The 12,099-nt window shown below is 56.6% G+C and carries 14 protein-coding genes; 4 read left to right on the plus strand and 10 right to left on the minus strand.

Annotated elements, in window-relative coordinates:
- Positions 1-5: 5 nt before the first annotated feature.
- Together EL335_RS13145 and EL335_RS13150 are read left to right on the plus strand one after the other, a co-directional pair.
- Positions 6-362, plus strand: coding sequence for a hypothetical protein (locus EL335_RS13145; RefSeq protein WP_126448005.1), 357 nt, complete (start codon positions 6-8; stop codon positions 360-362).
- A 154-nt stretch (positions 363-516) separates the two neighbouring features.
- Positions 517-2,187 carry a rhomboid family protein gene (locus EL335_RS13150; RefSeq protein ID WP_126448007.1) on the plus strand — a complete coding sequence of 557 codons (1,671 nt, stop codon included), beginning with the start codon at positions 517-519 and terminating at the stop codon, positions 2,185-2,187.
- A 290-nt stretch (positions 2,188-2,477) separates the two neighbouring features.
- Here EL335_RS13150 and EL335_RS13155 read toward each other — a convergent pair whose 3' ends face one another.
- The 4 genes from EL335_RS13155 to EL335_RS13170 form a co-directional block, all read right to left on the minus strand.
- A complete protein-coding gene (locus EL335_RS13155; RefSeq protein WP_126448009.1) occupies positions 2,478-2,672 on the minus strand; it encodes a hypothetical protein in 195 nt (64 codons plus the stop codon).
- On the minus strand, positions 2,669-2,938 hold the full coding sequence (locus tag EL335_RS13160) for a hypothetical protein (protein ID WP_126448011.1): 270 nt from the start codon (positions 2,936-2,938) through the stop codon (positions 2,669-2,671). The genes EL335_RS13155 and EL335_RS13160 overlap by 4 nt, the downstream gene beginning before the upstream one ends.
- A gap of 449 nt (positions 2,939-3,387) precedes the next feature.
- Positions 3,388-5,034 carry an ATP-binding protein gene (locus tag EL335_RS13165; protein ID WP_172600122.1) on the minus strand — a complete coding sequence of 549 codons (1,647 nt, stop codon included), beginning with the start codon at positions 5,032-5,034 and terminating at the stop codon, positions 3,388-3,390.
- A gap of 225 nt (positions 5,035-5,259) precedes the next feature.
- On the minus strand, positions 5,260-6,585 hold the full coding sequence (locus EL335_RS13170; protein WP_126448015.1) for a hypothetical protein: 1,326 nt from the start codon (positions 6,583-6,585) through the stop codon (positions 5,260-5,262).
- Positions 6,586-6,799: 214 nt separating this feature from the next.
- On the opposite strand from EL335_RS13170, the gene EL335_RS13175 reads away from it, so the two are divergent.
- Complete coding sequence (locus EL335_RS13175) at positions 6,800-7,084, plus strand: HU family DNA-binding protein (protein WP_126448017.1); 285 nt, start codon at positions 6,800-6,802, stop codon at positions 7,082-7,084.
- A gap of 87 nt (positions 7,085-7,171) precedes the next feature.
- On the opposite strand, the gene EL335_RS13180 is transcribed toward EL335_RS13175, so the two are convergent.
- The 6 genes from EL335_RS13180 to EL335_RS14385 all read right to left on the minus strand — a co-directional run bounded on the left by EL335_RS13180 (position 7,172) and on the right by EL335_RS14385 (position 11,744).
- Positions 7,172-8,221 (minus strand): DUF7146 domain-containing protein, encoded by a 1,050-nt coding sequence (locus EL335_RS13180; RefSeq protein ID WP_172600123.1) that lies wholly within the window; start codon positions 8,219-8,221, stop codon positions 7,172-7,174.
- Between the two features lie 224 nt (positions 8,222-8,445).
- Complete coding sequence (locus EL335_RS13185; protein WP_126448021.1) at positions 8,446-8,838, minus strand: hypothetical protein; 393 nt, start codon at positions 8,836-8,838, stop codon at positions 8,446-8,448.
- A gap of 219 nt (positions 8,839-9,057) precedes the next feature.
- On the minus strand, positions 9,058-9,522 hold the full coding sequence (locus EL335_RS13190; protein ID WP_126448023.1) for a hypothetical protein: 465 nt from the start codon (positions 9,520-9,522) through the stop codon (positions 9,058-9,060).
- Positions 9,523-9,742: 220 nt separating this feature from the next.
- Positions 9,743-9,940: a hypothetical protein gene (locus tag EL335_RS13195; protein ID WP_126448025.1), complete on the minus strand. Its 198-nt coding sequence runs from the start codon at positions 9,938-9,940 to the stop codon at positions 9,743-9,745.
- 838 nt (positions 9,941-10,778) lie between these two features.
- Positions 10,779-11,426, minus strand: coding sequence for a helix-turn-helix domain-containing protein (locus EL335_RS13200; RefSeq protein WP_284155515.1), 648 nt, complete (start codon positions 11,424-11,426; stop codon positions 10,779-10,781).
- Positions 11,427-11,567: 141 nt separating this feature from the next.
- Positions 11,568-11,744, minus strand: a complete 177-nt coding sequence (locus tag EL335_RS14385; protein WP_172600124.1) for a hypothetical protein — start codon at positions 11,742-11,744, stop codon at positions 11,568-11,570.
- A 77-nt stretch (positions 11,745-11,821) separates the two neighbouring features.
- Between EL335_RS14385 and EL335_RS13205 the strand changes: the two genes are divergently transcribed.
- On the plus strand, positions 11,822-12,064 hold the full coding sequence (locus EL335_RS13205; protein ID WP_126448027.1) for a hypothetical protein: 243 nt from the start codon (positions 11,822-11,824) through the stop codon (positions 12,062-12,064).
- The last annotated feature ends 35 nt before the right edge of the window (positions 12,065-12,099 follow it).

Here is a 12,099-nt window from a genome sequence, read left to right on the forward strand (position 1 = left end):
CATCGATGATGGTTCAGTACCTAGAGAAATTCACCACGCGGGCGCCGGCGGCGGCCAATGATCCGGTCCGGCCGTCTTCTCGAGATCCGCTGGAATTCTCGCTCTGCTACAAACTGCGCCGAGACGCCCTGGAAATCACGGCACAGATGCCTGGGGACGGCAACGGCCTGTCGGCCGAAACGCATGCGAAGCGGTTGATCTGGGTCCAGTCCCGACTGCTCGAGGCCATGTGCAGTGATCCCGCCCTGACAGAAAGGCAGCGGTCTGTTCTCATGGCGTTCCACAGCAAAGCTTTGCGAGACCTGATTGCCGATCGCCGGGGGGCCCGGCGCCGGGGCAATTTGAGCCCGATGGTGGCCTAAAGTCGAACCCGGACGCATTTAGGCGTCCATTCCTACGTCCAAGCCCCCGGTTTCGTCTGCTTTTCCCGATTGCCGCCCCCCTCCCCGGCCCTGAAAATGTCGTCTTCGCCTTGACCAGGGCGAGCAACGACTTCGGGCCTATCAGGGAGTATCTGTGGACAGCAAATCGCAAGTGATCCAACCAGGGATCGAATCCTTCTTCTCGTCCAATCGGGGCGAGGCGTACAAGTCTCGCATGCTGCTTTGGGGCTTTGCCCTGATCGGTTTCACGATCTCGATGCTGCGTGCGCCTCACACCGGGACAAACGTCGTCGCAATGGTGATCTCCTTTTTGGTCCTCATCGGCTTGGTGGATTACTTCCTACTTCGGCAGTTTCGTCCTGGGCAACTGGTGATCCAGATCAGCGACGAAGGTATTGAGTCTCCCATGTTGTCCGGGCCGAGGAAGAAACTGTCTTGGAAAGACATCAAAAACGTCTCGATCCAGGTGATCCATGACCAACCCTACCTTGTTTTTGCACTTTCGCCAGATCTGGGCTTGCCGGACAAGAAACACTTCCTGACTGGCATCAATCCCTCTCGGCCGCACATTTCACTTGCAGGACTGGATGCTCAGGCACAGGACCTATTGGCTGAAGCGCTCAGCCGTCACCTGTGCAACCGGAGCGATCAGTCCGTGGTAGACATTACGAATCCTGTCCGCGAGGTCCGCAAGTTCTTAGAAAGCGTGCGTGAGCTCGCCCCAATGCCCTGGGTCACCTCTTTCTTGGTCGTGGCCAACGCAATCGTATGGATCGCCATGGTTGCCTCCGGCGCCAAGATCCTCGGTGCTCCGATCTCGATGCTCTACGAGTGGGGCGCGAACGCTACCTCAGCGGTTCAGAGCGGACAGAGCTGGCGTCTTCTGACCTCGATGTTCCTTCACGGGGACGTTTTTCACTTGGTTATCAATATGGCGGCCCTGGTCAGTGCCGGCTTGATTGTAGAGCGCATCTATGGGCACCTCCTCTACACACTGATTTACTTTGCATCCGGCATTGTTGGCAGTTCGCTCAGCCTTCATTTCGCTTCACAGACCACCGTTGCGGTTGGAGCTTCTGGAGCGATCTTCGGTGTCACCGGTGCCCTGTTCGTTGCGATCTTCCAGCACCGCAAGCGCCTGCCGAACTACTTCAGCAAGCAGATGATCACCAGCTTGAGCTTCTTCATCACTTACTCGATCATTCAAAGCTTGACGAAGACCGGGATCGACACTGCTGCGCATGTTGGTGGCCTGCTGGCTGGTTCCGCGTTGGCGCATCTTCTTCCAGAACGCCTAAATATCGTGGCCTTCCGACAGCAACGTCTTCAACGTGGTGTCATTGGTCTGGCGCTGGCCATACTGACCTCAGTGAGTTTGGTGCATTTCGCACCCGAAGCGAGCGTCGATATCGAGAAGTCAATTCACGGTTCGGCGACAGTAGCTGCCGGTATGAAGCAGTTTGCAGAGCTGATGGAATCGCTCGTTCAGGAGGAAAAAGACGTCGCGGCCGGAAAGATTTCCATCAAGGAAAGCGACGAGCGTAGCCGGAGCGTCTTTGCCCCCAGAATGGCTGAAGTTCTCAAGACCCTCCGCAATGGTTACTTGCCTCCCACCGACCCGCGACTGCCGTTGCTCAAAGCAACGATTCGGATGGGCGAGTTGATGGAGGAGTCGCTTGCCATGCAGTCTGTGTACCAGCCGGGAAGCAACATCCCATTACCGGCTGATCCGGCTAGGGCGGCTGAGATCAAACGAGAGATGGTTGAGGTGATGTCCGCGATCAAAAAGGCCAACAGCCAATAACCGCGATCCTTCCCGGATCTTGATCGGGATAGGGGCGATCAGGATACCTGACCGAGCCCCTCCCACACCGCCCGGCATGCGGGTCCGCACCTGGTGGTTCGAGAAGTTGTCCATCGGCTCGCAGCTTCGCTCCACGCTTCCTCCCCACACTCGGTCACCCTCATGCAGTTGCGCTTCGCTTCGTTCGCTGTGATCAACTTACGGGAGGACTTTCACTTCCAAGAGTGCGCCCGTGCCGGGCGCACACAAAAAAAAAAGCAGCCCTCGGGCTGCTTTTGATTTCTCGTTCCTTAGCGTTTCCGTTTTCTTGTTGAAGCGCAGGAGACTTCGGTGCTGGCGTTCATGTTGATAAAGCGAGCCGATCCGCTCGCGGACAGCTCTTCATGGATAGCTCTGGCAGCGCCTATCAAAGGCGCGAAATACAACCTTGGACCTTCGCGAGCGGCTTGCCAGAACTCATTAATGATGCCATGCCCTTTTTTCATTTCCACATCTCCTTCACAGACTTGAAGGCGGTCACCACCAGGTAGATGATGAACAACCCAGCATCTGCTACAAGAATAGCACGCTCTAGGAAGCTGAGCACCACGATGGTGAACCCATCGATTTGTGCAGCACCCAGGGCGTGGACGAGAAGGGACAGGCCCACAGCGGGAGCGCCAATGATCAAGAAAAGAACGCTACCGATGAAGGTGTGCCCGGCGAACTGGACAATTGGGGTCCAGAAAGACTTCTGATTTTTGTTATGCATAGTGTTCTCCTTTTTGGGGTTGAAAAAAACCCGCCGGAGACCACACAGCATCCCCGTTAGGGACTTGTGCAATCCCCCAACGGGCGGTTAGTTGGCTAGGCTCAGGAATCGAGCTTCGCCAAATTGAGCAGCGTTTCTGCTAAGTCAGCCTGGTCAGCATACTTCATCTTTACAGCTCGCTTACTGCGATAAGCCGCAAGACACAGCGAGTTTAGGACCAAGCCAAGGGAAACCCTTGCAGGGTTAACCTAGCACGGGTTGAGACCCCACACCGCAAGGTGCAGGATGAAATCAGCCTCTATCGCTTGGCTGCTGGCGTTCGTCCTCACGGATCAAAACCGGCGGCTCTTCTTTCTTAAAGAAGAGAAATACTTTCTTGAGTAGCCTGTCCATTCAGGACTGCTCAAGAAAGGCCTCTCCCAGAGGGAAAGGCCAGAAGACAGTCGGGCTTATTCAGCTGTGACCGTCATGTTGCCGTCTGCGTCGAACTTCACGCGGAAGCTGCTATTGCGGAGGTTGGTCTTGTTACGGACGCCTGCATTGTAGAGACACTTCTTAAGGGTTTCTACAGCCGGCTCACCGGACATGATCGCAACCAAGTCGTCAAAGAGAACAGCGTCGAGCTCGTAGTCGGTTTCGCAGTACTTATCGTTGGAGTCGGTGTAGGTCGATGCCTGCCGTAGTACATACCCGGCATGAGTGATGCCCTTGGGTACTAGGAACGTGCGCGAGCCACCCCACTCACCAGATCCAACAGCAACGGCCTCAGTCAGTGGATGCTTAATGCCGGCGATCGTGACCGACAGGTTCTCCATCAATTTCACGTCGCCATCGACCCAGCCACCGCTGAAGTGATCGGTGGCCACCGCGCGGCCGCTTACTTTCACCTCCTCTTCTCCGAGATTCCGCAGGTGCTTTACTGCCCAATGCTGCTCGGGCAGCTCGCTCGAAACGAAAATGACCTTGGCTTTCTCCGCCCACATGAGGCGTGCGAAGTAATCGCCACAGTCTTCCTCGTTGTATTCGCGGAAGAGCATTACCGCTCCAGACACCACTTGGGTTTCCGTTATCTGCTCACTGCACTGATACAGGAAACCGTCACCGTCTTCTACCAGCCTCGGTGTCTCTCCCACATAGGTCAGGACCTCGGTGGGCAAAACTGGCACGTCAGCCATTAGATCGAGACACTCCGCGTGCCTCGCTTTCGACCAGCAGGTCTTTACGAAGTCCGCAGGTGACATCTCCGCCTTTTTTGCTGCCAGATACTCCCGCCAGATCTCCTTCAGGGCCATATTGATATCCTTGGCTGCCTGTTGCGGGTCGATCAGGCTGTCGCGGTCCGGCATGCGCGGCATGTATCGCAGGTGGTCGACATGCACAATCGGGCGGATTTCTTTGCCGTAGTGGGGTGTGAAGCTTGATACATTGACCGGCAGACCCTGGCAGTAGACATAACCATAGGGCACGAACCATGTATTGGAATCGTCATGGATACCAGGGACGTGGATGAACCCAACGGACGTTTGCTTTCCTACCAGATTTGCTTGCGCGTGCGGCCGCGGCAACTCTTCTCCCCGCCAGAAGACGGGAATAGCGAAGCCTTTGGCGTAGATGGCAAGCGCTTGACCTACTTTCTCCGCATCAAGCTTGCAGCCATGCAAAGTGATTCGCGTGCCGCCGATGAAGCTGGACGGCTCGACTGCGATTTTGCGCTTGGCAATCAGATCCTCCGAGGAGAACTGAATCTGCTTGCCTTTGCTTTCGACACGGACGCTCTCGGCGGCAAAACAAACCGAGAAAAAGCCAATGCCGAAAGGGCGTTCGCTATCCATCGTTTCCTGAGACCAGCCCGACTCAGCTACCGTGATGAGCGCACGGAAGTCGGCGATACCGCAGCCGTTGTCCGTGATCGTCAGGGAGGATTCCGAGACGTCGTAATCGAACACGATTGAGCTGGCACCAGCACGCCGGCCGTTCTGCAAACATTCCGCGAGGACGGTGGTCGACGTGCTGAAGAGCGTTTTCAGGTGCTCCAGGAAGCGGGATTCGTTGACGCCGCTGGTGATGCTGTTGCTTTCGAGTGCTGCTTGATTCATGGCAAATCTCCTTGCAAGGAATTTGCGGGCAGCACTCCCCGGCGGGAAATGCCCCCGCAGGGTTGAAGATACCCAAGGCCCTTCGGCCAAAGGAAAAATGCGGTCCATAACGCAGGACGCGCGGGCGTTGGCCTCTCACGAGACAAAACCGATGGTTTTCTTGAATGCCCTGGTCTTGCAGGACGCTCAAGAAAACCGCCCTTGCGGACGGTAAGGAGCGAATCCTTAATGGTCGGTTTGGCTGTATTTCAGCACCTTCGCAAGCATGATTTCGTTGAGTTCGTCTTTAGCATGCTTGATACCGAGATAGCCCCAGCTTTCATCTGCTTCGTCCTCGATGATCCGGCCGGTTGAGCGATCGATCACGTAACACAGCACGCCATAGACGTTGCCGTTCACCCAATCGTTGTACTCCTCGAGGACACCATTGCAGTATTCCACTGCCTTGGCATTCATCAGGGAGTCCAGCGCCTTCCGGTCGATGGGTTTGGAACTTGCCGCGACCATTTGATCGAGCGCTTCACGCCACTTCCAGCCTTTGCCTTCCCCCACCCAGGTTGAACCGTCCAGGGTGAATCTGGCATGCAGCGGATCGGTCTCGCTGCCGAGCGCACCAAACCAGGCAACCTGGCCGATGCCAAGTTCAGAAAGCACATTCGACAGGATATTGTCTATGGCATCCTGATCAGGCACCCACACTGCGGCGGCGCGAGACGTATCCCAAAGGCAATTCATTCCGGTCCCGCTCACAGAGTAGGCGAAGCCGCCGTGCTCATAGATGTCGAGGGGAATGGCCAAGGGATTACCCACTTCGCCAGCTGAGAATGCTTCATCCCAGCAGGCCTCAACCTCAGATTCTGAGATAAGGTCTGCTAGCGGTTGAAGATCATCCTGCAGCTTGCTGTCCAGTCGATTCCAGAAGCGGACGCCGTAGAGAGCGTCTGCTATGTAATCGAGGGCATATTTCCAGCCTTCCTGGTCAATCGCGAACTGAATCACGTTTTCCAGGCTCGCTTTCGATACGGGACGACCGGTAGCACGCAAGCGGTGCATTAGCCGCGTGAGAAGCGAGAGATCGTTGCTGAGCCTTTTCATCACACGCTTCACGATCCGGTCCGTAACGACTTGGCATGAGAAATCCTTGTTGCCATCGCCGTCAAGGCCGAGCGCAGCGTAATAGCTTCGCTGCTCATCAGCATCACCACGCCATTTGCTGGCGTGATAGATGTTGCCGTTGGCCATACCCGGTTCACAGGGATTCAGGTAACTCGAATCCTGGTCATAAGCAAGGCCACCAGCGATGATGATGCCGCGATCGAGGACCACCATGCGTTCTTCGATGTCCGGAGAGATGCGCATGCAGCGGCGAACATCGATGGTGTCTTCGTCCTGATTTTCTCCGGACACCGGAACCTCGCCGATGCTGTAAGACACTTCCACGACTCCGGGCAACGCTTGCGCGCGTGTGGAGAAAGTGGCGTTTTCCAATGCTATGACCGTTTCCGGCCGAAGAACCTTCTTATTTAAAGCAGCTTCTTTGTTGCTAAACATGGGATACCTCCGTTAAACAGGGGCCCATGCTCCCCGGTGGGGAATGTGGCCCCACAAGGGAAAGACGATAGTGATACTCGTCAGTGGCAGGTCATAACGCAGACCAGTTCGCGTCCTCGGACACCCGAGAGAACTAGAAACCCCTATGTCAGTGGGTTATGATCTGTTTGAGGCATTGATTTGCCTCGTATTTCATCACTAGGAGAAAAACGCAATGAATAAATCCGAACTCGTGGACGCCATCGCTGCCGGCGCCGACATTAACAAAGCAGCTGCAGGCAAGATCCTGGACGCATTCATCGACACCATCATAGCTGCCGTCGCCAAGGGCGATCAGGTGACCCTGGTGGGCTTTGGTTCCTTCAAGGCTTCCACCCGGGCTGCGCGCACCGGCAAGAATCCGAAGACCGGCGCCAAGATCAAGATTCCGGCAACCACGGTGCCGAGGTTTTCCGCCGGCGCCGGCTTCAAAGCGGCCGTGGCGAAAAGGAAGAAATAACGCCTCGCTCAGTTTTCCAGGCGGCCTGCATCAGACCGTCTGGAAAACTCCCCGACAAGGACGGGGAGAAGTTGGTGAATCACGTGATTAAGCTGCCTTGAGAGCATTGACACCTTCGAGGACATCCAGCCAGTCAATCCCTTTCCTTCCTTCAGGGATATCGCTAGGTGGGAGTTCTACGCCAGCCTGGATACCGCATTTCCACAGCCGCTCCGCCAACGCCTTTGCAGCTTCCTGCCCATGACCGCTTGGGTGGAATTTGCTCGGGCTGTCTTTGTCAGCAAAAATCGTGACGCGCTTGATGCCCGGAGGAGGAATAAATTCCGCCATCAGGCCGGCCGTAACGGTTGCCCAGCAAGGAATGCCAGTCATTTCCGTCACAGCAAGCGCCGTCTCGATGCCTTCGGCCACCGCGATGGTGTCCATAGCCGGGAAAAGTCTAATGGCCGCACCTTGCAGCGGGCGGTAGCTCGCATGGGGGCACAGCTTCTTCGGCGACTCGACGGGGGCCTTGCGACCATCCTCCGAGAGGAACGTCCGGTGAATGGTCACCGGAGTGCCATCGGGTGCCATCACGCAGGCCATGAAACCTGGGAAGTGTCCGACCAGCTCGCCTTTCTCGTAATAGGCCATCGACGGGTGAAAACGAACGCTCTGGAGATTACGAGGCGGCTTCAGTCCGCGTCCCATCAGGTATATCCAGAACAAACGTGCTTCGTCGCTCTTGATGGAGCGGCCGCCGTTCCAGAGAGCCATGAGACGCTGCCGGATCGCGGCATCTTCACGGGCAGTGTCACGCTTGCGCGTTTCACGACAGACAGGAGTCAACTCGGGCTTTTCACCCAAAATCATCCGACCTATCTCTGACAACGTGTCCTTGAACGTCCAGTCATTCACTGCCCCGATCAGCGCAATACCGTCGGGCCAGTTTCCGCAGGTACAAACACCGCCACCAGTGTCAACAACGTCACGATAGACCCGGAAATCACGAGCCCCTCCATGCATCGGGCAGTCTATATGCACGAGCCCAGGACGATCCAACGCAGGAGATATCGACGGCGCTAGCGTCCGGATGATCCGGTCCCACATGCCAGCGGCTTTGGCCTTGACATCCTTTTTGCAGATGCTTTTCGACATGGTGTTTCCTTTAACAAAGGGCACCATGCCCCCTGTCGGGAGATGGGCCCGACCAGAGGATCCTCACCAAACATCGGTGAGGGCAGCAGCTCATTACGCAGAGCCGTAAGCGTTCTCGGTCACCCGAAAAAACCTTGCTTTTCGCCGCCCCCGTTGGCACAGGAGCGCTGAGAAGCCCCCTCCAGCCGGAAGGGGAAAGGATGCGAACACCTTGAAGTGCAGCGTTAGACCTGCATCGCCAGATCGGCGTAGCAGACCTCGAGCGCAGCTTCACGGTCATCCGCTTCAGCCTGGTAGTAATCACGACGCTCAAGCAACGCCTCAAGAATGGCGTCCACCAAGAAGGTGTAGGCCATCTTGGACGGGTTCTGGTGGCCAGAGCTGTGACGCCACACCACCCGGTACTGCTGATCCGGATAGGCGCGGACTTCGAGGTGATAGTAGTACCGCCAATCACTGCCGACGCGGCACGACCACAACACCGCCCCCTCTTCCGGGATGGAGTTGATGGCGAGCTGGGCCGCTGCTGCCACGGCATCCAGATAGGCGGCTTTAGCGAGGGGAATGACTTTGTTGCCGGACTTCCGCAGCGTGGCGATCATGGGAAAGCTTTTCATGGTGCAACTCCTTGGTAGAGAGGAGCACCACTCCCTGTCGGGAGTTGTGCCCCCGACGGGAACCTCACGAAGGTGAGGGGATAGCTGCTCATAACGCAGAGCAGTAGGCGTTTCCGATCACTCGGGAAAACCGGTCATGCAGCTTTTCGGAGCGTCCTCAACGAAGGCGCTTTGAAAAGCTCCCCAACCAGAGGTCAGGGAGAACTGCCGGGCTCCTCATCAGAACCGCGCGCGAAGAAAGGCGGAGCGAGCGGCGGCGTCAATCGCCATGCGATTACCGATTACCGCCGAGGCAGAACCGACCGTGGAATCGACGATGATGTTGCCAATGCTGTTTTGCTGGGCGCGAACGGCTTCTTGACGCTCTTCCATCGTCTTGTACTGTGCATAGACTTTGGTAAGACGCATCATGACTTCAGGCTTTTTGGCCTCGCGTTGATCTTCGGGATACTGAGCCAGGATCTGATCAGCAGCCTTGTCGATCTCGGCGTTTTCGCGCGCCTTGCGATCTTCTTCGGATTCCTGAGTTACGGCCTCCTTGGCCGCGTCGACGACAGAATGAACACCCTTGCTCAGAAGACGCGAGGCAGCGTCGACGAGAAGTCCGGTCAGCAGGTCGGCACGAGCAGGGGTGCTGGCGACAAGCAGGGCGAAAAGAAGAGACAGGGTGATACGTGCTTTCATGGTGGAACTCCTTCGATAAACGAAAAGGGCACCATGACCCCTGTCGGGGAAGGTGCCCCGATCAGGGAAGTGTCGCCGTGGCGACGGTGAGCGGCTTCGATCACGTCCGAAGCAGTAAGGGACGAGCTGATAACTCAGCCAAGTAAAGGGTCTTCTTTATGCGACCAGTGGTCTCATAAAGAAGACCCCTCGAAAGATCGAAAGGGTCTAATGCTGCAAGTTAACGACGATGTGTGGAAATGACGGATTTTGCATCCCGAAACGCATGGAGCGCAGCAGAAAGCTTGGCACCGACAAATCCAAGGACGAAGCCGAAGAGCACGACTTTTCCAGCAAGCAGAGCCTGTTCAAAAGAATGGCCAGCAACCAGATAGGCGATGCTCAGAGCAGCGATCCAAACTATCATCATAACTTTCATCACAGTGTCTCCTAAAAGGGGACACCGTGATCCCTGTCGGGATGGTGTCCCGACGAGGGTGGATACGCTGGAGCGGAATAGCCCCGTGGGGCTATTCACGCTTGATCCAGCGGCGATCAACTTCTGCAGAGCTGATCTGGGGTTCCATTCTTGATATGCGCAGAACATATCTTCATGACGAGCATAGACCGCGCGCCAAACGAACCCGGCCCAAAGGCCAGCCAAAATTTGGGGAGTCCGATGCAGAGCATCGAAAAAACTGTCACATATGTGACAGGTGACCTGCACCAAGAGGACAGGTCATAATGGCCTACAACCGCAGGCCAGAGTCCGGAAGACGGACGCTTTGTGAAAGCGTCCGCGACCGAAATAGCGGATTGAATATCGACAACCCGTAAGACGCCAGTGAGATTGCACCGGAACAAACATCCTGCAGTGCTGAATCTTTGTTAGTTATTCTATCTATTATCAATTCAGATTGCAAGCCTTTGTATTCGTCCAGTACCTTTGGCACTCTGGGTGATGGGTGAGGAGCCATTGTACTGGGGAGAGGAGTCCTAAGCGATGGTGGGGGATGAGGGTGTTGTAGGCGACCAGCCAGTCGGTAAATCAGCAGAAGCAAGGTTCAAGGTGAAAGGTGAAAGGTGAAAGGTGAAAGGTGTGAAAGAACGAAACCTTGCCTCTTTTGCCTTGCGCCTTGAGTCTTGCTCGTGTATTCGGCATGGGCGTTCATTTTGGGGCTCTTAGGGTAGGTCCAGTAGTGGGTGAGGCCAAAGCGTGTGAGGGTCTGGTGGAAGGCGCCCTTGAACTCCGAGCCGTTGTCGGAGAGGAACAGGAGTTAGCGGGACGTATCTGCAGCAAGCCCTTGCACGAGGGCTTCGGCCACGCGCGCGCTGTAGCGGGCATGCTTGCTTGGCAGGGCCACGGCAAAGGCCGTGGCCGAGACGGGGGCGATGGCGGTGAGCACATAGCGGCGGATGCCATCGCGCACCCGCTCGATGGTGTCTACGGCCCACAGGGTCAGCGGCGCAGGCTTGAGGTCTTGGGGTTTGCGCGCCTTGCGCGCGCAGCGCACGGGTTTGACGCGGCCGCGTGCATCGAGCCGGTGGGGGGTGAGGCGCATCTTGTCCGGCGCGCGGGAGATGATGCGGCCAATGGTGGAAACCGACGGCAGGGCGATACCCTGCTTGGCACACCAGGGGGCAAGCAAAACGTGGAGCTTTTCCTTGCCCAGGTTGGGGTAGAGCGTGCGCAGCCGTCTCATCTCGGCCACCCGCCGCACATCGGTCTTGGGAACCCTGCGCCTTTTGGGTGCGCAGGACTTCGCGGCCAGAGCCGCCGGGTTGCCGCCCGCCTCCTTGAGGGCCCTCTTCCAGCGGTAGAGGGTTCTGCGCGACACCCCGAAGGCATCGACCGTGGCGGCCAGGCCGTGTTTGTCAAAAAACCGCAGAATCTTCAGTCGTTCTTGGGCATCTTTGGGGATCATCCCTGCCTGTGCGTTGCACGCAGACAGGTCCCAAAGATGCCCCAGCTTCGCTATCCGGTAAAACCCCCGAACTCGGTATCCAACGTGCTGAACCCGCATGGCGCTCCTTCCTCCACAAAGGAGTGCCAAAGGTTTCTGAACTTATGCAGCCTTTAATTCGCTCTTTTTGATCAGTTTCATCCATCCATCGCGGACGGGGACTTGGCGGGATGGTCGATCGGTACTTTTTTCAGAAATGCCCTGATCGGTTCCATAAGCTGCCAAGGCATGGACACATCCGCATTCATCGACAAAGAGCTGCGCAACCTGGAGATTCATGGCCGTCTGGCCCTTAAGGATCTGCCCACGTCATCGCGGAACCTGGCACCATCATCCACTCGTAAGGATTTTCAACCATGGCTATTGTGATCAAGGCGTTCATCCTCTGCTCTACCGACAATCCAGAAGAAGCGGAAAATGCTGTGTTCGCGGCCCTCAACAGCGGCGTATTCGAGTCAGCAAATCCAATTCTGGATTTCGTCACTGGCATCGAGCAGACCGTACCGATTACCGACAACTACGAAGAAGGCACCTTCGTGCGCATGGTTCCCTCGGCGTCCCTCCTTCGCACAGCCAATTCCATGCAGTTGCCCTGCTGATCGAAATGCGCGACAGACCCCGCCGTTCAGGGCGG

This window comes from Sulfuricystis multivorans (assembly GCF_003966565.1).
Taxonomy (GTDB): Bacteria; Pseudomonadota; Gammaproteobacteria; order Burkholderiales; family Rhodocyclaceae; genus Sulfuricystis; species Sulfuricystis multivorans.

Excerpts from the sequence above, each read along its gene's own strand:
- EL335_RS13185 (WP_126448021.1), bottom strand. The coding sequence starts at position 8,838 with ATGAAAAGCTTTCCCATGATCGCCACGCTGCGGAAGTCCGGCAACAAA.
- EL335_RS13170 (WP_126448015.1), bottom strand. The coding sequence starts at position 6,585 with ATGTTTAGCAACAAAGAAGCTGCTTTAAATAAGAAGGTTCTTCGGCCG.
- EL335_RS14385 (WP_172600124.1), bottom strand. The coding sequence starts at position 11,744 with ATGAATCTCCAGGTTGCGCAGCTCTTTGTCGATGAATGCGGATGTGTC.
- EL335_RS13175 (WP_126448017.1), top strand. The coding sequence starts at position 6,800 with ATGAATAAATCCGAACTCGTGGACGCCATCGCTGCCGGCGCCGACATT.
- EL335_RS13160 (WP_126448011.1), bottom strand. The coding sequence starts at position 2,938 with ATGCATAACAAAAATCAGAAGTCTTTCTGGACCCCAATTGTCCAGTTC.
- EL335_RS13165 (WP_172600122.1), bottom strand. The coding sequence starts at position 5,034 with ATGAATCAAGCAGCACTCGAAAGCAACAGCATCACCAGCGGCGTCAAC.
- EL335_RS13200 (WP_284155515.1), bottom strand. The coding sequence starts at position 11,426 with ATGATCCCCAAAGATGCCCAAGAACGACTGAAGATTCTGCGGTTTTTT.
- EL335_RS13155 (WP_126448009.1), bottom strand. The coding sequence starts at position 2,672 with ATGAAAAAAGGGCATGGCATCATTAATGAGTTCTGGCAAGCCGCTCGC.
- EL335_RS13190 (WP_126448023.1), bottom strand. The coding sequence starts at position 9,522 with ATGAAAGCACGTATCACCCTGTCTCTTCTTTTCGCCCTGCTTGTCGCC.
- EL335_RS13180 (WP_172600123.1), bottom strand. The coding sequence starts at position 8,221 with ATGTCGAAAAGCATCTGCAAAAAGGATGTCAAGGCCAAAGCCGCTGGC.
- EL335_RS13145 (WP_126448005.1), top strand. The coding sequence starts at position 6 with ATGATGGTTCAGTACCTAGAGAAATTCACCACGCGGGCGCCGGCGGCG.
- EL335_RS13195 (WP_126448025.1), bottom strand. The coding sequence starts at position 9,940 with ATGAAAGTTATGATGATAGTTTGGATCGCTGCTCTGAGCATCGCCTAT.
- EL335_RS13205 (WP_126448027.1), top strand. The coding sequence starts at position 11,822 with ATGGCTATTGTGATCAAGGCGTTCATCCTCTGCTCTACCGACAATCCA.